This is a genomic window from Desertivirga xinjiangensis, assembly GCF_024436435.1.
Classification (GTDB): Bacteria; Bacteroidota; Bacteroidia; order Sphingobacteriales; family Sphingobacteriaceae; genus Desertivirga; species Desertivirga xinjiangensis.
Map to the genome: position 1 here is coordinate 129,664 of NZ_JAFMZP010000003.1, position 21,131 is coordinate 150,794.

Annotated in this window: 20 protein-coding genes; 13 read left to right on the forward strand and 7 right to left on the reverse strand. The window is 40.6% G+C overall.

The window, feature by feature from the left end:
- Both J3P37_RS08765 and J3P37_RS08770 read right to left on the reverse strand, forming a co-directional pair.
- The gene (locus tag J3P37_RS08765) at positions 1 to 1,317 is read right to left on the reverse strand and encodes a M20/M25/M40 family metallo-hydrolase (protein ID WP_256010729.1); all 1,317 of its coding nucleotides are present in this window, start codon (positions 1,315 to 1,317) and stop codon (positions 1 to 3) included.
- Positions 1,308 to 2,426, reverse strand: a complete 1,119-nt coding sequence (locus tag J3P37_RS08770) for a DUF4407 domain-containing protein (RefSeq protein WP_256010730.1) — start codon at positions 2,424 to 2,426, stop codon at positions 1,308 to 1,310. The genes J3P37_RS08765 and J3P37_RS08770 overlap by 10 nt, the downstream gene beginning before the upstream one ends.
- A 138-nt stretch (positions 2,427 to 2,564) precedes the next feature.
- Between J3P37_RS08770 and J3P37_RS08775 the strand changes: the two genes are divergently transcribed.
- Both J3P37_RS08775 and J3P37_RS23100 read left to right on the forward strand, forming a co-directional pair.
- Complete coding sequence (locus J3P37_RS08775) at positions 2,565 to 2,882, forward strand: rhodanese-like domain-containing protein (protein ID WP_256010731.1); 318 nt, start codon at positions 2,565 to 2,567, stop codon at positions 2,880 to 2,882.
- Between the two features lie 7 nt (positions 2,883 to 2,889).
- Positions 2,890 to 3,081: a DUF6358 family protein gene (locus tag J3P37_RS23100; protein WP_369414062.1), complete on the forward strand. Its 192-nt coding sequence runs from the start codon at positions 2,890 to 2,892 to the stop codon at positions 3,079 to 3,081.
- A gap of 21 nt (positions 3,082 to 3,102) precedes the next feature.
- Here the strand turns inward: J3P37_RS23100 and J3P37_RS08780 are convergent, their stop codons facing one another.
- Positions 3,103 to 5,976, reverse strand: a complete 2,874-nt coding sequence (locus J3P37_RS08780) for a PD-(D/E)XK nuclease family protein (RefSeq protein ID WP_256010732.1) — start codon at positions 5,974 to 5,976, stop codon at positions 3,103 to 3,105.
- A gap of 17 nt (positions 5,977 to 5,993) precedes the next feature.
- A complete protein-coding gene (locus tag J3P37_RS08785; RefSeq protein WP_256010733.1) occupies positions 5,994 to 6,956 on the reverse strand; it encodes a pectinesterase family protein in 963 nt (320 codons plus the stop codon).
- A gap of 220 nt (positions 6,957 to 7,176) precedes the next feature.
- Between J3P37_RS08785 and J3P37_RS08790 the strand changes: the two genes are divergently transcribed.
- Genes J3P37_RS08790 through J3P37_RS08800 form a run of 3 tightly spaced genes read left to right on the forward strand, consistent with a single transcriptional unit; the run spans position 7,177 to position 10,097 of the window.
- The gene (locus tag J3P37_RS08790; RefSeq protein ID WP_256010734.1) at positions 7,177 to 8,025 is read left to right on the forward strand and encodes a UDP-2,3-diacylglucosamine diphosphatase; all 849 of its coding nucleotides are present in this window, start codon (positions 7,177 to 7,179) and stop codon (positions 8,023 to 8,025) included.
- Between the two features lie 38 nt (positions 8,026 to 8,063).
- Positions 8,064 to 9,059, forward strand: a complete 996-nt coding sequence (locus J3P37_RS08795; RefSeq protein WP_256010735.1) for a glycosyltransferase family protein — start codon at positions 8,064 to 8,066, stop codon at positions 9,057 to 9,059.
- A 57-nt stretch (positions 9,060 to 9,116) separates the two neighbouring features.
- Positions 9,117 to 10,097: a DUF6427 family protein gene (locus tag J3P37_RS08800; RefSeq protein WP_256010736.1), complete on the forward strand. Its 981-nt coding sequence runs from the start codon at positions 9,117 to 9,119 to the stop codon at positions 10,095 to 10,097.
- An 82-nt stretch (positions 10,098 to 10,179) separates the two neighbouring features.
- Here J3P37_RS08800 and J3P37_RS08805 read toward each other — a convergent pair whose 3' ends face one another.
- The 3 genes from J3P37_RS08805 to J3P37_RS08820 form a co-directional block, all read right to left on the reverse strand.
- A complete protein-coding gene (locus tag J3P37_RS08805; RefSeq protein ID WP_256010737.1) occupies positions 10,180 to 11,730 on the reverse strand; it encodes an Rne/Rng family ribonuclease in 1,551 nt (516 codons plus the stop codon).
- A gap of 281 nt (positions 11,731 to 12,011) precedes the next feature.
- Positions 12,012 to 12,854: a tetratricopeptide repeat protein gene (locus J3P37_RS08815; protein ID WP_256010738.1), complete on the reverse strand. Its 843-nt coding sequence runs from the start codon at positions 12,852 to 12,854 to the stop codon at positions 12,012 to 12,014.
- Between the two features lie 12 nt (positions 12,855 to 12,866).
- A complete protein-coding gene (locus J3P37_RS08820; protein ID WP_256010739.1) occupies positions 12,867 to 13,199 on the reverse strand; it encodes an HU family DNA-binding protein in 333 nt (110 codons plus the stop codon).
- Positions 13,200 to 13,359: 160 nt separating this feature from the next.
- Here J3P37_RS08820 and mutY point away from each other — a divergent pair, with 160 nt between their 5' ends.
- From mutY to argB, 8 genes are all read left to right on the forward strand, one after another.
- Positions 13,360 to 14,418 (forward strand): A/G-specific adenine glycosylase, encoded by a 1,059-nt coding sequence (gene mutY / locus J3P37_RS08825; RefSeq protein WP_256010740.1) that lies wholly within the window; start codon positions 13,360 to 13,362, stop codon positions 14,416 to 14,418.
- 15 nt (positions 14,419 to 14,433) lie between these two features.
- Positions 14,434 to 14,871 carry a single-stranded DNA-binding protein gene (locus J3P37_RS08830; RefSeq protein ID WP_256010741.1) on the forward strand — a complete coding sequence of 146 codons (438 nt, stop codon included), beginning with the start codon at positions 14,434 to 14,436 and terminating at the stop codon, positions 14,869 to 14,871.
- Positions 14,872 to 15,291: 420 nt separating this feature from the next.
- The gene (locus J3P37_RS08835) at positions 15,292 to 15,957 is read left to right on the forward strand and encodes a GNAT family N-acetyltransferase (RefSeq protein ID WP_256010742.1); all 666 of its coding nucleotides are present in this window, start codon (positions 15,292 to 15,294) and stop codon (positions 15,955 to 15,957) included.
- 17 nt (positions 15,958 to 15,974) lie between these two features.
- The gene (locus J3P37_RS08840) at positions 15,975 to 17,171 is read left to right on the forward strand and encodes an argininosuccinate synthase (RefSeq protein ID WP_256010743.1); all 1,197 of its coding nucleotides are present in this window, start codon (positions 15,975 to 15,977) and stop codon (positions 17,169 to 17,171) included.
- Positions 17,172 to 17,212: 41 nt separating this feature from the next.
- A complete protein-coding gene (argC, locus tag J3P37_RS08845) occupies positions 17,213 to 18,193 on the forward strand; it encodes an N-acetyl-gamma-glutamyl-phosphate reductase (RefSeq protein ID WP_256010744.1) in 981 nt (326 codons plus the stop codon).
- Between the two features lie 18 nt (positions 18,194 to 18,211).
- On the forward strand, positions 18,212 to 19,366 hold the full coding sequence (locus J3P37_RS08850; RefSeq protein WP_256010745.1) for an aspartate aminotransferase family protein: 1,155 nt from the start codon (positions 18,212 to 18,214) through the stop codon (positions 19,364 to 19,366).
- A 16-nt stretch (positions 19,367 to 19,382) separates the two neighbouring features.
- Positions 19,383 to 20,342, forward strand: a complete 960-nt coding sequence (locus J3P37_RS08855) for a Rossmann-fold NAD(P)-binding domain-containing protein (RefSeq protein WP_256010746.1) — start codon at positions 19,383 to 19,385, stop codon at positions 20,340 to 20,342.
- Complete coding sequence (argB, locus tag J3P37_RS08860) at positions 20,342 to 21,130, forward strand: acetylglutamate kinase (protein WP_256010747.1); 789 nt, start codon at positions 20,342 to 20,344, stop codon at positions 21,128 to 21,130. The genes J3P37_RS08855 and argB overlap by 1 nt, the downstream gene beginning before the upstream one ends.
- Position 21,131: the final 1 nt, after the last annotated feature.

Here is a 21,131-nt window from a genome sequence, read left to right on the forward strand (position 1 = left end):
TCATTCGTTCTGAATCTTAGTTATTCTTTTTGGAGTATCCTGTCCGCTAATGATACTTTGTGAACTCACAGCAATCGCTTTTATAGTCGACAAAATATTTTTCATATCAAGGGTTTCAATTTCATCATCAACAGTATGATAAAACCTGTCCGTATCTATCTGATCTGTCGAAATTGTATGTGCCGGCACTCCGAGCGCTGCAAGACTTGCGTTATCGCTCCTGTAAAAAAGCTGCTGTTGGGGATAGGGGTCCGGATAAAATCTAAATGTACTTCCCTTCAGGTTTGTTTGTAAAATTCGACCGAAGTCTGATCGTTCGAAACCTGTTATAAACGCAGCGTTTTTCCCGAACTTAGATTCCTTGCCAATCATTTCAATATTGAACATAGCAATCACTTCCTCCGGATTTATTTGCTTAGAAAAATATTCAGAACCCTTTAGTCCGGCTTCCTCTGCAGTGAATGCCACAAAGACTAAGGTCCGTTCATTGTTATTTAGGTTTTTATAATAACGCGCCAGGGAGATGACTGCTGTTATTCCAGAAGCGTCGTCATCGGCCCCGTTAGCAATTGAATCACCAGCTGAAGACTGTACGATTCCTAAATGGTCGTAGTGGCCTGAAAAGATGACAAGTTCTTTAGACCTACTTTTCCCGGGAATTATACCTGCGACATTGAACAATGTCTCTTTTTTGATCACATTGCTATAGCTAACCTCAAAACAGCTAACCATTTCTGACTCACCCAAAATGAACACTGCAGCATGCCCCGCAGGCTCCTGCACAATCCTTTCTTGCATATAATGCGTTCTGAAACGCTTAAAGGAATCAAAAAACTGCCTGTCTACATAAACCAATGCAGGTGTCTTTAACTGCATGATCTCCTTGTATCGCTCTATAAATGACTGCCCGGATCTTATATACTGGATGTTAGTGTCTTCAGAGTTTCTCCAGTCGAGAGACTCTACATCACTTACAATAAATACATCCTGGTTTTCTACAGGACTTCCGTTTATCTTCACATTCAATTGACCCGGGGCAATCCTATTCATCGGAAATTCCTGCCTGAACGATTGACTACCTTTATAAGTTTGCAAACCAATAGCTCCGAACTCTTTTTCGATAAATGTTGCTGCTTTCTCAATTCCAGGACCAGATAAGCCCCTTCCTTGCATATCGTCTGCCGCCAGTATTCTGATCACCCGCTCAATATCGTTTTGCCTGATAACATGCAAAGGTTGTTTTACAGCGCATGAGGTAACTAACAACGCCATGCAAATAATCTGAATGAACTGTTTCTTTGATCTGCTTACTCCCATGAGTAGTCCCTTAACTCTGCCGCTGATTTACCTTTTATTATCTTTTTTTGTTTGTCAATTTCAGTTTCAACCCTAGTATCGAGGATGCCGTCTGAAACCGCAAGATCAACATCCTTATCTTTGTAAGAGCCATATACTGCAGATTCCTCTACATTCTGTAAAGCGATGTCGTAAGGACCCTTATTGCTCATTAGTTTAACGAAAACAGGAAGGCACTCAAAAAGGATAAATAGCAAACCTATGAAGGCTATAGCCAGGTAAGTTCCAACGTCCCGGCTTCCATCAGCGTTAAAACTAAGCTGCCCTAGAGCCCAGTTCCGGTCTGCAAAACCAGCTACATTGGCTAAACTGTCTAACTGCTTGCCACTGAACATTTTTTCATCAGCCAGACCATCAAGGCCCTTCCGCCTGTTAATGAACTCTTCAACTTTCGAGATCTCAGCTCTAACCGATTCAAGCCGTTGAATTTTCTGGTTTAATACTGCTTCTTTCTGTTTGGCATAGGTTCCATATCCCACCTGACCTGATGTCTGGTTGGTTTTATCTCCAAAAATTTCCTGATTTAACTGAAAGCGCGAACGGTTAATGTCTCTTTCCAGGGAGTCTTTTTCAGATTTCAAATCGGCAGCTCTTCCTAACTCAAGGCTATATTTACGTAGAAAGGTATTATTAAGCGTGTCAATCTTTGACCGCTGACCGTTCAAATAGCTTGTCTTTAATTTCTGACGAATTTCTTTATCAAAAATTTTAAGCTCCAAAGGTCTCGAAATCACAATGCCTATCATTATCGCCAGCAAAATACGAGGCGTTGCCTGTAGGATCTGCAGATTAGTGGAGCCACTTTTACTGATACTCGAGACTATATACCGGTCCATATTAAATATGGCAAGTCCCCATAATAAACCGAAAATAACCGAAAAAAAGACCGCTGCTGAGCCGCCAGAAAAAACGAAGTACATGGCATAGCCGCCAGACAACGCTGCAAATAGTGCCGTAAAAAAAATGGTGGCACCAATACCAACATATTTATTATGTTCTGTAGGAAATCTTTTCAAAGTACCAACGTGCGCGCCGGAACAAAACCAAAAGAAATCAGTAATTTTCTTCATTAAAAGGTTGAAAATATATGTTATAGAACGCCTTCATAGGCTAGTTGTTACAAGTTAAAGTAAAAAAATTGTTTGATCACTTATAGGGCTTTATGCAATACTTATTAGTGACTATCTTTGACTTTTAGAATTGACATTATGAAAGAGATATCTGTAGAAGAATTAAAGCAGAAAATAGATAGTGGAGAAGATTTTCAATTAGTTGACGTACGTGAAACTTTTGAATATGAGGTATCCAACCTGGGTGGCGAAAACATTCCACTTGCGGGAGTTTTGATAGAGTCAGATAAAATTGCTACCGATAAACCAGTAATTGTTCAGTGCCGGAGTGGTAAAAGAAGTGCAGCGGCAATTATGCAGTTGGAACAGCAGTTAGGTTATGATAACCTTTATAACCTTGAAGGGGGAATACTTGCCTGGAAAGAGAAGTTTGACCCAGGCATGACCGTTTACTAGCAACACAATGGCTTCAAAGGTCTTCTTAAACGTATTGTACAATCTTTCTATCATTGTATTTGCACTCTGCCTGTTTTGGGGGTTTAACAATAGCAATTATACTTTATGTGCAGCTTGCGCGTCGGGTATAATCCTGATAGCTTATTTTAAGTACAGGTTAATAAAACAAGTTAAGGAACTAACTAAAAAGCGCCGTTGAGGCGCTTTATTTTTTATCGGATCACCGCTGGCAGATGTCCTTATAGGGGCAATACGCACAGTTGTCAGATCTGCCTGTATGCGTGAAAGGAATATCCGGATTGAAGAGCTCCTCTAATAGACTTTTTAAATGTAACTGGAACCCGACTTTTAATTCTTCAAGGTGTTCTGCCTGCAAATAAGCTTTCCCGCTACGCCCGCCACTAAAAAACAAGGTGCCGTCCGACTTCATTTTCCTAACTATATAAAGGTTCGGCTCTATTCGTTGTACATTTTTTACCTTTTCATAAATGTAAGTATAGAACAGAGTCTGAATCATAGCCTTATTCTGGCGGTTCCCATCGCGTTCAAAAAGATCATCGAGATAGCTGAATTTGACTTCATCGCTTCCGCCAGTTTTATAGTCTACTATCCGGGTAATACCTTCTCTCACGTCCACCCGGTCTATTATTCCATATAAATTAACGTGATTCAGCTTGCCTTTGATCTCAATAGGGAATCGAACTCTATAATCACTTTTATTTTCAAGTTCAATGATCCGGAATGGGGCAATGGTTTCATCATGTAAAAGAATGGCGTCAACATACTCCTCCACTATGCTTAGAACTATTTGCTGCATGCTGTTTGGTTGCCGCAGTTGATTCTTGCTATTAAATAGTACCATTGAAAGTGCTTGTTGAGAAAGCTGCCTGATATCTTTACGTTTGCTCCTTATAAGATCAGCGGTTATAGAATCCAGCGTCTTAAAATCTGCATAAAACCATTCCATAACCTGGTGCAGAACCGAACCAAGCTGATTTGCTTCGAGATTTTCGGAGATTTCTTCTGGTTCCCGGATCTTAGCAACATACTTGAAAAAAAACTGAAGTGAGCAGTTTAAATATGTCGTTAATGCTGTCGCTGATATTTTCTCGTCTTTCCAACTATTTTTACTTTGCAGGAATGCTTGCAGGGCAGTCCACACTTTTCCGGTCTTTTCTATTGCCAGATTTTTTGCGGGTCCTGTTCTTACTGCTTGCTGCTGACGTTCATAAATAAAGCTAAAATTACTTTCAAACTCCAGCTGCTTTAAAAAGCGGGACGGTTCTCCGATATTGTTTTCATCATTGAGGCTGTTATAAACCATACTTATATTATCGGCACGCTGCAATAAGCGATAAAATAAATAAGCAGAAATGGCATCCTGGTTTTCCAGAACAGGTAAGCCGTAAATTCTCCTAATACTGTCAGGAATAAAGGTAGGCGAACTACCTAAAGAAGGCAATGTGCCTTCATTTACCCCGAGGATAATTACATTCTCAAAATCCAGGCAGCGGCTTTCAAGCAGACCCATTATCTGTATACCCCTTAATGGTTCTCCTTCAATTGGAACCGACATGCCTTGCAGTGCCCTTCGAATTAAAGAAAGTACAAATGTTAAAGGTATTGTTTCAACATACGAGGCCAGTCCGTCATACAGCTGGTTCAGGCTCTTACTAACTGCAATTATAAGGTTTGCCTCAAGCTGCTGTAACAAACCCTGCTTTTGCCTGGTTTCAAGAACACCTGTTAGTAATACATACAATGCATCTATACATTGCAAGCCTTCATGTTTCACCGTAAAAAAGTTCGGGGCTAATGCGGATGAGAAATGTAACTCGGTCAGGGGTACTTCCAGCCATTGGTTATCAAGCATGAGCTTCTGTAAGATATCTTTTTCCCTTTCCTTCACCCCTGTTAACGGATGGGTTAAAAATGCCTGGACATCACGGTAAAAAATACTGTCTTTTTTTTCTTTATGAACTTGTTCCTGTACAGACAGCCAAAGGTCTATCAACCCAAAAACAGTTGACTGCGCTAAAGGATATCCCATGGTTACATTTACCTGCCCAGCCTCTTCTGGTACCGTTTGTAACACCGGGATCAATAAACTTTCATCAGCTACTATTATTGCAGTTTTACCAGGATTATCACCCGCATATGCGCTTCCGCGCAATAAGTTATCAATGGCCTTAGATTGCGACGCATGCCCCTGTGCTTCAATCACACGAACCTTTCTGTTGAGATTCCTTATTAACGAAGGCGGCTCCCCAAGTGCATTGGTCAGGCCGTGCTGTCCCAGATTTTTTCTAATAAACAGACCGGCTTCCTGGAGGCTATCCTCCAGATAATAAGTATCTACATCAAAGTAGAATAATGCTCTGCCGTATTGCTGCCATTTCTTAAACAGCCGCGCTTCCGCACCATTTAAGGCGTTAAACCCAACAAAAACTATTTGCTTGTATTGATCTAAAAATTCATGAGACTCTGCTTCAGCTAGGTTTCTATACAAGCGGGCTGTAGTTGTAAGCCCTTGCTGTTCAAGATGTGAGTGAAATGCTTTATAGAGCTTTGGCATCCGCTTCCAGAGGTCAATAAACTTCTTTTGATAGCTCTGTTGCCGGTCCTTGGAAAACGATGCCAGAAACTGCTCAAGAAACTCAAATTGCTCCGACGTAAAATGAGGAAACTGATGCTGGATGACAGCGATGTCTTCCAATTCGCAAAACAGGTCTTCCGCATTCACCAGGTCATAATCAATTTGCGAAAAATCACTTAAGATGATCTCCGCAAGGGGAAAGAATTTATCCGGGGAAGTAAGAGGACGGCCTTCGCCTGCCAACAATTTATTAAACTCCTGATGCAGAATAAAAAACTGCCTCAAAGGATCAGCAGGTGCCAAAGATGAAGACTTTAAAAAGAATTCACCAACCGTAAAGAACGCAGGGCTCCAGGAAGCTTTTCCAGTTATCTCACCAAGATATTTCTTCAAAAAGAGAACAGGACGCTTATTGTTAAATACAATAGCAACATCCATTAGATCCTTTCCAAAACGTAAGAGTAAATCTTCGGCAACTTCCTGCAAAAACGGTTTCATAATGAAATCTTAGATAACTACTCTGGTTGCCAGCCTGACATTACATTAAACAAAGTATATTCCTTTGCTTGTTCGTCGTTCAAAATATGAGCCCATGTTACTCGTTTGGAAGGACTAAAACCCGGTCCCCGGTTGTTGTATTCTGCGTAGTAGGTCGTTTTTTCATTTGATTCCTTTCCCCAGTTATTCCAACCCTCAGCCTTGATCACTTTGCCCATGTCACAATTCATGAAAACTGTCTTAGCAAAAGGCCTCCAGGGCCGGCCCAGGTAGAACGATCCTTCTCCTTCTCCTACGATTCTGCACTTATTAAAAACATATCCATATTTTAAGGTATCCGGAGTAGAGGCAGCGGTGATATAACCAGACTTTTTACAAAAGATGTCACAATTTTCAAACCAGGCAGTTGAAGAACCAAAAATAAAATCTACGGTCCCCTCAATATAACAGTCTTTGTAGTATTGACGGCTACCTTTCCCGAAAGTGTAGAGAGTGTCCTGAAAGCCAAGAAACCGACAATTCTTAAAAAAAGCCTTGTCACTCGCAACCCAAATGGCCACGGCTTGTCCTACAGGCCCGGATGTGTTTTGGAAACTTATGTTTTCGGCAGAGAACCCATCCCCATAAACATAAAAACTTGATGAGCCCGACGTGCCTTTCTCTTCGCCAAAAGTATTCTTCTTTTGTGCCCAGTCATCATAAGTAAGAATCGTTTTATTAACGTTCTCTCCTATAAATTTGACGTTTCGTTTGGAGCCGGCAAGTACAAGCTTCTCTTTATAAACACCATTTTTGATAAAAATGGTGGTCTGAGTTTTTCTGAAATCAGGCACCGCATTTATAGCTTCCTGAACTGTTTTAAAGTTGCCAGTGCCATTCTGGTCAACTACAAAATCGTATTTCTCTGTTGAAGCGGCTATAGCAACACCAAAATTCAGTAATAATATTGCAATACCTATCTTTTTCAATAAATCTGACATCTTACGGTTGGTGCTAAAATAAGGAAGCTGATCAATATTATCTGTACAATAATCTATTAACGAAGATTTTATCAATTAAATACAAGATATCTAACGGAAATATAGACTTTTTTACATTACTTAATATTGACTTAATCTTCCGCTAATTGCATATCAATACTTTAGAGCACAACAAATGCTTGTGAATAAAAACTTTACATGCCACTGATTAACCAATTATATGTCTAAGCGAGAGATAGATCTGGTCGTAATTTCTGATGTACATTTAGGGACCTATGGCTGCCATGCCAAAGAACTATTAAAATATTTAAAAAGCATCAAGCCGAAAACAATCATCCTGAACGGGGATATCATTGACATCTGGCAGTTTAGTAAAAGTTATTGGCCAGAATCTCACATGAAAGTTCTGCGCCGTATTATGAAAAATGTTTCTGAAGGCACTTCGGTATACTATCTCACCGGCAATCATGATGAAATGTTGCGCAAGTTTTGTGACTTATCATTTGGTACTTTTCATTTAGCGAATAAGTTAGTCCTGGAACTGGATGGTAGAAAAGCCTGGTTTTTTCATGGCGATGTATTCGATGTCACAATGCAGCACTCCAAGTGGCTTGCCAAATTAGGTGCTATTGGTTACGACACGCTCATACTTCTCAACCGGCTTGTAAACTGGATACTTATAAAATCTGGAAGACAAAAAATGAGCTTTTCGCAAAGAATTAAAGCACGCTTTAAAGATGCTGTAAAATTTATAAATGGTTTTGAAAACATTGCGGCAGAGCTGGCTATTGATAAAGGTTACGAGTACGTAATTTGCGGTCACATCCATCAGCCCGAGATTCGAAGGATCCAGGGAGAGAATGGAACTACCCTGTATCTGAATTCGGGAGATTGGGTCGAAAGTCTTACCGCTTTAGAATACAACAACGGAAACTGGGAGATTTTCAGATACAAAGCTGAAAATTTCAACCAAATTCTGATAACAGATGATGGGCTGACGGATCTTGACGATGAGGATTTAAATGCCAAACTGGACATCAAAGAACTATTAGAAAAAATCAGAGCCTAGATGTTATTTAAAAGGCAAATTTTAATGTAAGTTTGAAAATGCGGATATTATTTGCGGTGCAAGGTACCGGTAACGGACATATCAGCAGGGCCCGGGAAATCGTTCCTTTGCTCAAGAATTATGGCCAAGTAGATTTATTGATAAGCGGAACCCAGGCGGACGTATTGCCCGGTGAACCGCCGCATTATAGATTTCATGGTTTCAGTTTTGTCTTTGGAGAGAAAGGAGGCGTTAACCATTGGAAGACATACAAAGCCATGAACCTGCCGCGTCTTTGGAGAGATGTGAGATCTCTGCCTTTAAAGAACTATGACCTGATCATTAATGATTTCGAGCCGGTAACCGCCTGGGCATGTCGCTTGCAGGGGCGACCAAGCGTAGCTTTAAGTCATCAGGCCTCTTTTTTATCTAAAAAAACCCCCCGTCCTTCAGGAAAATACAACTGGGCAGAATCGTTATTCACGCATTATGCACCTACTACATATAAGATTGGATTTCATTTTGACAAATATGATGAGTTCATTCATACACCTGTAATTCGCAGCGAAATCAGGAATCAGGAGATCAAAAATTTTGGGCATATCACCGTCTACCTTCCTGCATATCATGATAAACTATTAGTTAGCTATCTGAAAAAAATACCTGAAATAAGGTGGGAAGTTTTCTCAAAACATTCAAAGCAGACATACACCGATAATAATGTATTTGTACAACCTATAAATAACGGGCTATATAACAAAAGTCTTTCATCTTCCATGGGTTTACTCACTGGGGGTGGGTTTGAAAGTCCTGCTGAAGCTTTATTTCTGGGTAAAAAAGTGATGGTAATGCCCATGAAGAATCAGTATGAGCAGCTGTGTAATGCAGCCGCAGCCAAACATATGGGTGTGCCTGTGATCTACCAGATCAAAGATAATTTCATTTCCTCAATTAAAGACTGGCTTAATTCGTCAGAGACAGTGGTCGTGAATTACCCTGATGAAACAGGGAGTATAGTGGAAGAGTTAGTCCGTTCTTACAGCTCTAAATGCTGATTCGCAATCTGCGGGGTTTTAATTATTATTGTCCTTTCAAATTAAGACACTGCTGGAATGATTAATTTTTTCAGGAAACTGAATCCGATAAGCATTTTAATACTTATTATCATTGCTCTGCTACTGCGATTGGGCATTTTTCTACAATTACCTGAAACCCTTGAATTCACATTTTTGGAGAATTATGGCAGCGCACTTTTCAGCATATCATCTACCAATCTCTTCAACCCCGCTTCGAATGTTTTTTTTGCTTTGGTGATCACCATTATCCAGGCAATCATTTTTAACAGGATGGTAAACGCATACAACCTCCTAAGTAGACCCTCTTTTCTGCCTGCACTAATGTATGTCACCGCCTCGAGCATGTTGCTTCCATTTTTGGTACTTAGCCCGGCACTTATCTGTAATTTCTTAATGCTATGGCTCATCTGGCGCTTTCTGAGTATCTACAGAAGCGTGGAAGCACGATCAGTAATGTTTGATTCAGGAATGATCATTGGTTTCGGAACATTGATCTATTTTCCGTTTATAGTGATGATTCCGCTCCTTTGGGTAGCCCTTACAATCTTCCGGCCATTCGATTGGCGAGAGTGGATCTCGGGCATAATAGGCTTTATCACAATTTATTTTTTCCTCGGAGTTGGCTATTACCTTCTAGGATCATTTGACAAATTTTACCAGCTCGAAGTACCCCTTGCTGCCACATTTCCCGGGTTGTTTAATATTAAACTGTACGACTACATAGTGCTAGCTCCTCTCGCTGTGATTTTGATTCTCTCATGTATATCGCTGCAATCAAAGCTAAAACGAAGTAGTGTACACGTTAGAAAAGCATACTTAATCATGCTTATTGTAGCCGTGTTCGCTGTCTTATCCTTCTATATTAAACCAGAGTACCATGTATATCACTTTATGCTGGCAGTGCCTCCCATAGCGGTATTTATGTCTCACTATTTCATGAATGCTACAAAAGCATGGTTTTTCGAAAGCTTATACGTTGTGCTTTTGGGATCTATAGTTTATTTCCAGTTCGTGTAGCTGCTGATATAATGAAAAAAGACAAAAGACAACGAGATCCTGTATGCGATCCATTGTCTTTTGTCCATATTTTGACAATATCTTAAAGTTTAATTTCTTCTTCTTTGGAATTGATGAAATGAAACTCTGTTAGATAGTAAGAGGGCACAGCTTTAACTTTTATCCACTTACCATAATTAAAGAACCAGCGCCATTGTTGAGACAGCAATCCTTTTTTAATGAAAGCCTCTATGTAAGGGTGTACACAAAGGGTAATATTCTTCTCATTTTGCTCATTAAGGATATAATTGAGGTTGTTCTCAATATCATCCATTAGAACAATGCTTGCCTTTATTTCACCTGTTCCGTCACAAGCGGGACACTTTTCATTGGTAACGATGTTCATCTCCGGCCTTACACGCTGCCTTGTAATCTGCACCAACCCAAATTTACTTGGAGGTAAGATTGTATGCTTTGCCCTGTCAAGAGACATCTGTTCCCGTAAATAATCAAACAGCTCCTTGCGGTTAACAGGCTTGTGCATATCAATGAAATCGATCACCACAATTCCGCCCATGTCTCTTAAACGAAGTTGTCTTGCGATCTCTTTCGCCGCTTCCTTATTCACCTGAAGAGCATTTTCTTCCTGATTCTCGGGGTTTGCGGTCCGGTTTCCACTGTTAACATCAATCACATGGAGTGCTTCAGTATGTTCAATTACCAGGTAAGCGCCCCCAGGAAGATTAACAGTTTTGCCAAATGCAGCCTTTATTTGTTTTTCAATTCCAAAGTGTTCAAATATCGGTTCACGGTGTTTATAAAGTTTAACGATCCGCTCCAGTTCCGGAGAAATATCTTTTATATATGTACGAATCTCTTCGTAAATACCCGTGTCATTAACATGAATATTGGTAAAATCGGCATTGAGGATATCTCTTAAAATAGTGGATGTCCGCCCCATTTCCCCCAACACCTTTTTCGAAGGCTCGGTCTTATCCAAACGCGTAGCGAAAGATTCCCAGCGCGCAATCAGATCAAGCAGATCCTTTTGCAATTCTGAAACGCCTTTACCTTCTGATACAGTCCGGATAATAACTCCGAAGTTCTTAGGTTTAATACTTTCAACTATCTTTTTTAAACGAGTACGCTCTGTACTGCTTTTTATCTTTTTAGAAATCGAAATTGCTTCCGAAAAGGGCACTAACACAACAAACCTGCCAGCAATTGAAATGTCTGAACTCAGTCTGGGGCCCTTAGTTGAAATTGGTTCTTTAGCGATCTGTACCGGCAATAACATATTGCGGTTCAGAACTTCAGAAATCTTGCCGGATTTATTTATATCCTCCTCCAGCTTAAAACTACCCAGCAGTTTATCTTTATAACTGCCATTCTTTACAATCTTGGTCAACTTAATAAGCGACTGAACCTGAGGTCCCAGGTCAAGATAATGCAAAAAAGCATCTTTCTCGTAACCTACATCAACGAAAGCAGCATTTAGCCCGGGCATGATCTTTTTGATCCGTCCGAGATAAATATCTCCAACAGCATAATTATTGTTTATATGCTCTGCGTTGAGTTCTACGAGTTGCTTGTCTTGCAGTAAAGCTATAGTCACCCCATTAGGGCTTGAATTGATTATTAATTCCTTTACCAATAGCTACTCAATTTAGAAGGCGGGTATCCGCCAACGTGCAACATCAGAATAATTTAAACACAAGAACCCCCAGTCGCATTGCGTGGAGGTGATGAGTTGTAAGTTTTGAGTTATAAGTTAAGGTTTTCCTCTGATAGCCTATAACCCTGAACCTATAACTACTTTTTCTTATGTCTATTCTTTCTTAAACGTTTTTTACGTTTGTGAGTAGCCATTTTATGTCTTTTTCTTTTTTTACCACTTGGCATAGCTTTTTTGTTTTAAATGTTTTGTATAATTAATTACTTTCTTAATTCTTGTAATTTCTGTTCTACTAATCTGTCAACCGACGGATCAGCAGCCAGTTCTTTACCTTTTGTATATGCAGCAATTGCATTTTCTTTGTCACCAAGATTCTCATAAGCCATAGCCAGATAAAGCCATGTCTCCGGTTTTGGTTCTTTAGCTATCACCGTTTTAAAACGGTCCACAGCTTTTGCAAACTGACCTGACTTCATTGAAAACAACCCCAGATTCATATTTGCATTGATGTTTTCAGGATCCTTTTTCACTACTTCAAGCAGAAGCTGGATTCCCTGCATTGGATTGGGAGTTCCGCTTACATAAGCTACTCCTAAACCTGTCTTTGCCTCAAGGCTTTCTGGCTGAAGTTCGAGAGCCTTTTGATAGGAGGAAATCGCCTTTTGCACAAGTGCCGGCTGGGCCAAACTATCAGAGGACATCTGATAAGCGCTGGTAAAAAGATCACCAGCCTTTAGCCAATCCGGATATCCATTACTTGATTGAGCTATAGCTTCATAATAGAAAGCACTGGGCGCAGGAATATTTACATCATTCCACTTTTCCGCTAGCTGTCTCTGAACACCAGCTTTATTTGAGGCGTCGGCCTTTTTCAACTGGCTTTCAAGATCTGTGATTTGCTGCGACATATTTGAACTGAGGTTCTGTTTTCCCGCTTCAGATACACTTTCTAAAGAAATCGATGCAACTTGAGTAGCAGCTTCCGCGCCTTCACCCGCATGCTGGCCTTCCTCTTTGACTAAACCTTTAATGTCCAGTGAAAATAATAGCCCCATCAGCAAAACTACTAATCCAATTACAGCTATTTGTTTTCCTTTTAACATCTTTTGGCTTTTTTACGCTTCTGCACTTGCTGCCGCTTCTGCTGCCGCAGCCGCTAATTTTGTAACGTTTCCGTTCTTAACTTTTTCTACAAATACTTTTGCAGGCTTAAAGCTTGGAACAAAATGTTCAGGGATAATGATAGCGGTATTTTTTGAGATGTTACGTGCAGTTTTTGTTGCCCTTTTCTTAACTACAAAACTCCCAAAACCTCTTACATACACATTCTCGCCTTGTACCATTGAATTTTTTACCACCTTAAAAAACGCCTCTACCGCTTCTTGTACATCTAACTTCTCTATACCAGTTTTTCCTGATATCTCTGCGATAATTTCTGCCTTAGTCATGTCTTATTGAGTTAAACTATTTCGTAAATACTTAATTGTTTTGGGGTTGCAAAAGTATTGCTTTAAATCGAATTCGTAAAATAAAGTCAATATTTTTTTAAAAGCTTCGTTTTAAACCTTCCTGCTACCTTTGCAAAAGCTAAAAAGCGAACGAAAAATAATGAGTTTTATTACTGAAATCATCGGGTGGTATCGACAGAACAAAAGAGACCTGCCATGGAGGAATACTTCTGACCCATACATCATTTGGTTATCAGAAATTATTCTCCAGCAAACCCGGGTAGAACAAGGAATGCCTTATTTTCATCGCTTTGCGGAGCGGTTCCCCACTGTTTCGGATTTCGCCGGGGCTAATGAGGAAGAGATTCTTAAGCTCTGGCAGGGGCTAGGATATTACTCCCGGGGGAGAAATATGCACCACACTGCACAACTTGTCATGGAGCAGCACGCAGGTTACTTTCCCAGGAAGTACGACGAGCTTATAAAACTGAAGGGAGTGGGCGAGTATACAGCGGCTGCAATCTCTTCATTCTCTTCAAATGAAGCAAAAGCGGTTGTTGACGGAAATGTCTTTCGTTTGCTTTCGCGTTACTTTGGCATCCATGAGCCGATAAATTCAAGCAAAGCCAAAAAGATCTTCACAGATCTGGCCAATGAGCTCATTGACAAAGATCAACCGGGGCTCAGCAATCAGGCGCTAATGGAATTCGGCTCTCTGCAATGCCGCCCTAAAAATCCTCTCTGTGAAAGTTGTGTGTTGCGTCTCTCTTGTGAAGCCTTTATGAAAGGGCTCACTGCAACACTTCCTAAAAAATTAAAGAAACAACCAGCAAAAAACAGGTTCTTCAACTATGTAATAGCAGCAAAAAATAACCAGATACTCTTTAACAAACGAGGTCCCAACGACATTTGGCAAAATCTCTATGAGTTTCCGTTGATAGAATCTGAAAAAGCGCTTACTTCTTTAGAGCTACTGCGATCTTCGGAATTTCAAAAGTTATTCGGGAAAAATGCCATAGTCAGATACGAGTATGGTCCGGTAAAACACGTTTTAAGCCATCAGCGTATCCAGGCGAAGTACATCTTCATCGAAAATTTCAAAGACTACTATTCAGAACAAAAAGCGTGGTTCTACACTGATATCGAGGAACTTGACAAGTTCCCAAGCCCCAAAATTATTTTTGCGTTTTTGAAAAACTTTCATACATTGTTTACTTAAATTAACACATAACACATGTCTGGAGTAAATAAAGTAATATTAGTTGGATACCTGGGAAAGGACCCGGAGATCCGGCATCTTGAAGCAAATACATCTGTAGCTGCTTTCACCCTGGCAACAACAGAAACTTACACCAACAAAGAGGGGAAACGAGTTGATCAGACCGAATGGCATAATGTTGTTGCCTGGAGAGGGCTAGCTGAAATTGCTGCTAAATATCTTCAAAAAGGCAAACAGGTCTATATTGAGGGCAAAATTAGATCCAGATCTTACGATGATAAAGATGGCAATAAGCGCTACGTCACTGAAATCGTGGCAGACACACTTACTCTTCTTGGAAAAAAAGATGATCAGAATGGTCAGCAATCTGATGAACGTACTACCGGCACTCCCAAACCGGACGATCAGCTGGCTGAAATACACAGGACTCCTGCTGATGATTTGCCCTTTTAAACTCATAAGTAGCAGAGATTGATAATCTCTGCTACTTTCTTCAGTTTAGCCCAGTCTAATTTCTTGACTTACAGATGAATAAAATTTTTAATTCATCTTGTAATAGTTCCTTTTTATTCAATACTTTTGCAGCGTTAACTTTTGTAGTTTACTGTAAGTCAAAGCACAAGAATGAACGTATCTTCCATCAATATCACAACAGCAACAACAGCGGCAACAGCCTATGTATGCGTTATGGTACGTCCTAAATACAGTGAAAAGTTAATTTTTCGTCCCCGACGACCTTTTATGCCCAGATTTTGATTCTTTTATCGGGCGACCTTACCTATATCCCTATTCGGGGAATGTTAATTAATTAAATTTCTGGCATAAAGCAAAGACAACAAATAAAGTCTTTTTCCGTATCAAACGGATTTTGAAATGAACCAAAACGATTTCTCTATAGTAGTAGCATCTGAAGCGCATGCCGGGTATGCAGAACAGATATGTGATGAAATGGCTGAATCGGCGAAAGCCCGTGGTACAGGTATTGCGCGCAGAAGCCCTGAATATGTAGCAGATAAAATGCGCGAGGGGAAAGCTGTAATCGCTTTGCACAAAGATGGTACCTGGGCAGGATTTTGCTATATTGAAACATGGAGCCATGGAAGTTTTGTAGCCAATTCCGGCTTAATTGTGAACCCTCTTTACCGCAAAGCAGGTTTAGCCAAAGCTATCAAAAGAAGAATTTTCGCTCTTTCCCGCGAAAAATATCCAGACGCTAAAATATTCGGTTTGACCACCGGCCTTGCCGTTATGAAAATAAACTCCGAATTAGGTTACGAACCAGTAACTTATTCAGAGCTCACCCAGGATGAAAACTTCTGGAAAGGCTGCCAAAGTTGTGTAAACTTTGATATCCTGACCATGAAAGAACGCAAAAACTGTTTATGTACAGCAATGCTTTTCGACCCGGTAGAAAAAGCAAAAGAGGCCGAAGAGAAAGCGAAAGAAATGACGCATAAAGCTACTTTGCTCGAACGCATTGAAGAATCAATCAGGCGTTCGGTAAAAGTTTTCGCATCAGTAATTAATCTTGTTCCTTAATACTTACACTTAATAAAATGAAGAAGAAAGTTGTTTTAGCTTTTAGCGGTGGATTAGATACATCATATTGTGCTATTTACCTGTCTAAAGACTTAGATCTTGAAGTACATTCAGTTATTGTAGATACTGGAGGGTTCAGCAAAGAAGAACTTGAACATATTGAAAAACGTGCTTATGCATTAGGCGTTGCTTCTCACCATGCTGTTGATGCAGTTGATGGATATTATAATAGCTCAATCCGATACCTGATCTATGGAAATGTTCTCAAAAACAACACTTATCCTCTTTCTGTAAGTGCCGAGCGGGTTACACAGGCTACTGCCATAGCAGAATATGCCAAAGAGATTGGAGCAGATTATGTTGCTCATGGTTCTACTGGTGCGGGAAATGATCAGGTTCGTTTCGACATGATCTTCAACATTTTATGTCCTGAAGTTAAGATTATTACCCCTATCCGTGATTTAAAGCTGTCCCGCGAAGCCGAAATTGACTATCTTAAATCTCACGGTGTTGAATTTAATTTCGAAAAGGCTCAGTATTCAATTAACAAAGGCATCTGGGGCACATCTGTAGGAGGAAAGGAAACTTTAAACTCCAAAGGAATCTTGCCCGAAGAAGCCTGGCCCACGCAAGTAACAAAAACCGGTACTGAAGAACTGGTTTTAGAATTTGACAAGGGAGAGCTAATTGCTGTAAACGGTGAGAAATTCTCACATCCAGCAAAAGCAATAAAGTCTTTGCAGGAAATTGTTGCACCTTATGGTATTGGCCGCGATATACATGTTGGAGACACTATCATTGGAATCAAGGGCCGGGTAGGATTTGAGGCAGCGGCTCCAATGGTGATTATCAAGGCCCATCATACACTCGAAAAACATACACTTACCAAGTGGCAGTTAAGCTGGAAAGATCAGCTGGCGATGTTTTATGGAAACTGGATGCATGAAGGCCAGTTTCATGATCCGGTTATGAGAAACATGGAAGCCTTCCTTACCGACACTCAGAAAACGGTATCAGGAAAAGTATTCGTCCAATTAATGCCTTACCGCTTTCAGATCATCGGCATAGAATCAGAACACGATTTGATGTCAAGCAAATTTGGAAGTTATGGTGAGATGAACGAAGGGTACACCGGTGAGGATGTTAAAGGGTTTTCGAAAATTTTCGGAAACCAGGTTAAAATTTATCATAAGGTGAATCAGGATGCAAATTAAAGCTCACCATTATTTTTTATTTTTCAATCTAAATAATCAGGATGCAAATTAAAGCTGGTATAGTAGGCGGTGCAGGATATACAGGAGGTGAATTACTTCGCCTCCTGGTCAATCATCCCAATGTGGATATCTCTTTTGTACACAGCAATAGCAACGCAGGCAATTACATATATGATATCCACACGGATCTGATCGGTGACACGGATCTTAAGTTTTCATCTGAATTGTCTGAGGATATCGATGTACTCTTTCTTTGCGTAGGACATGGCGATGCCAGAAAGTTCCTGGAAGCAAACCCTATTGATGATAAAATCAGGATCATTGATTTGAGTCAGGATTTTAGATTGGAGAATAAATCCGCTTTACAAAATAAACGTTTCGTTTACGGCTTGCCGGAGTTAAGGAAATCGGAAATTCAATCCACCAGAAATATTGCCAACCCAGGTTGCTTTGCTACCTGCCTGCAACTAGCACTTCTCCCCCTGGCAAAAGCGGCGCTATTGAAATCAGAAATTCATATCTCTGCAACAACTGGATCAACAGGAGCTGGTCAAAGCCTTTCTTCAACCTCACATTTCAGTTGGAGAAATAATAATCTTTCTGTTTATAAAGCATTTGAACACCAGCATTTAAACGAAATTGGCGAGAGCATTAAGTACCTTCAATCTACGTTTGCTTCCGACATCAGCTTTATCCCTTACAGGGGTGATTTCACCCGGGGCATCATGGCCACTGTTTATACAGATTGCGATCTTAGCCAGGAGGACCTGGATAAACTTTACGGAGATTATTATGCTGATCATGCATTTACACATGTCAGCAAAAAAAATATCGACTTAAAGCAAGTCGTAAATACGAATAAATGCCTGCTGCATGTTGAAAAACACGGCAATAAAGTGATGATATTAAGCGTCATCGATAACTTATTAAAAGGAGCATCCGGCCAGGCCGTTCAAAACATGAACCTTATGTTTGGACTTGACGAAAAAGCTGGACTACGGCTGAAAGCACAGGCCTTTTAATTTTAAAACCCTACACATATGAAACTATTCGACGTTTACCCTCTCAACAATATTGAAATTGTAAAAGGACAGGGAAGTTTAGTTTGGGATAATCAAGGTCAGGAATATCTGGATTTATACGGGGGGCATGCTGTAATCTCTATTGGGCATACCCATCCTCATTATGTCTCCCGTCTTACCGATCAACTTAACAAACTGGGTTTTTATTCCAACTCCGTTCAGATCCCTCTACAGCAGGCCTTGGCAGAAAAGCTCGGACAAGTTTCGGGCAAGACGGATTATCAACTCTTTCTAGTTAGTTCTGGTGCTGAAGCAAACGAAAATGCGCTTAAACTCGCTTCCTTCTACAACGAACGGAAGAAAGTTATCGCTTTTAGAGGTGCCTTTCACGGACGTACGTCACTCGCTGTTGCTGTTACAGACAATCCTAAAATTGTTGCTCCGGTTAACCAAACGGAAAATGTAATTTTTCTTCCCCATAATGATGAGGCTGCCCTTGAGCTGGCTTTTGCAAAAGAAGGAAATGAAATATCAGCAGTAATCATAGAAGGGATTCAGGGAGTTGGCGGCATTAAAGTTGCCTCCGCGACTTTCCTTCAAAAAATACGCTCCTTGTGTGACCAGTATAATGCGGTGTTCATAGCAGATTCTGTACAGTGCGGTTATGGCCGGACAGGAGACTTCTACTCTCATGACTTTGCTGGCATAGACGCTGATATTTATACAATGGCCAAAGGAATGGGAAATGGCTTTCCTATCGGCGGTATCTCTATATCTCCTAAATTCAAGCCATGGCATGGTATGCTAGGAACCACGTTCGGCGGTAACCACTTGGCCTGTGCAGCAGCATTGGCAGTTCTGGAAGTAATTGAACAAGACGATTTACTAGAGAACGCCTCTGAAGTAGGCTCATACCTAATCACCGAATTGCGAAAATTCAGCCAGGTAAAAGAAGTAAGAGGAAGAGGGTTGATGATAGGCATCGACCTGTCAGAAGAATTCAGCCATGTTAAGAAAGACCTTCTTTTTAAACATCATATTTTTACTGGCGAAGCTAAACCAAACGTAATTCGTTTATTGCCGGCATTGAACTTACAAAAGGCACATGCAGATAGGTTTTTGGAGGCTTTTAGTTTAGCAGTTGCCGCAGAGCCTGTAACGACCGGTCTTTAATCTAAAAAACTTAAGAATGAAATTATTTACTTCAGTACATGATGTTCAGAACGTTCCTGCGCTTGTAAAGGAAGCATTGGAGCTAAAAAATACCCCTTTTGCCTTTAAGGAGCTTGGCCGGAATAAAACAATAGGATTAATCTTTTTGAACCCATCCTTACGAACCCGGCTAAGCACTCAAAAAGCCGCTCTGAATTTAGGCATGACTCCAATTGTGATGAATATTGACAAGGAGGGCTGGGCTCTTGAAACTCGTGACGGAGTGATCATGAACGGAACAACTGTAGAACATATCCGTGAAGCAGCTGGTGTAATGGGGGAATATTGTGATATCCTGGGAATACGTTCATTTCCCGGCTTGAAAGACCGCGAAGAAGATTACAGCGAAGATATATTTAACAAGTTCATCAGGTTTAGTGGCAAACCTGTGGTTAGTCTGGAGAGTGCGACCCGTCATCCACTACAAAGCCTTGCCGACTTAATAACAATTGAAGAGCACAAAAAGGTTGCACGACCGAAGGTAGTTCTAACCTGGGCTCCTCATGTGAAGCCTCTTCCTCAGGCTGTACCCAATTCATTCGCCGAGTGGATGTGCAAGGCTCAGACCGAAGGAATGATCGACTTCGTGATCACTCACCCGAAAGGATATGAACTGGCCGAACAATTTACTCCCGGCGCGCACATCACCTACAACCAGGATGAGGCTTTAGCTGGTGCTGAGTTTATTTACGCAAAAAACTGGTCAAGTTATAAAGACTATGGCAAGATCTTAACTGAAGGTGATGGCTGGATGATGGACCTGGAAAAGCTCAAGATCACGAATGCCGCAAAAGTTATGCATTGCCTTCCAGTACGCCGTGATCTCGAACTTGGCTCTGATATTCTCGACAGCGAACATTCCTTAGTTATTAAAGAAGCAGGTAACCGGGTTTGGGCAGCTCAGGCGGTCCTCAAAAACATTCTGGAGGAATTGTAATGAAGCGTTTATATGTTATTAAGATAGGCGGAAACGTTATAGATAATTCGGAGAATCTTTACAACTTCTTAAATGACTTTGCTTCTCTGGATGGATATAAAATTCTAATTCATGGGGGTGGTAAACTTGCCACCGACTTGTCTCATACTTTAGGAATTGAACCTAAAATGGTTGAAGGCCGGAGGATCACTGATATAGAAACCCTTCGGGTAGTAACTATGGTATATGCTGGCTTGATCAATAAAAACATCGTTGCCCAATTACAAAGGTTCGAATGTAATGCTATAGGATTAACTGGTGCAGATGCTAATTTAATCCGGGCAACACGCCGGCCTGTTAAGGATATTGACTACGGTTTTGTTGGTGATCTTAATTCAGATTCGGTAGATAGCCAAAAGCTAAGTGCTTTACTGCAAACTGGAGTTATTCCCGTCTTTTCTGCAATTACTCATGATGGTGAGGGCCAGTTATTAAACACAAATGCTGATACTGTCTCCTCGTCTATCGCAGTTGCTATGGCTTCCTTATATGAGGTAAGTTTGGTATATTGTTTTGAAAAGAAAGGCGTTCTACAGGATGTGAACAACGACGATTCTATAATCAGAGAAATTAGCTCATCCGAATTTGACAGCCTCAAAGTCGATAATATAATTGCCGGAGGCATGCTCCCTAAATTAGAAAACGCCTTTAAAGCCATAAACAGTGGCGTTTCTGAGGTCTACATTGGTAAGTCTGATGAACTGGCACTTTTAAATGAACAACTTTTTGGAACAAGACTATTCGCATAAA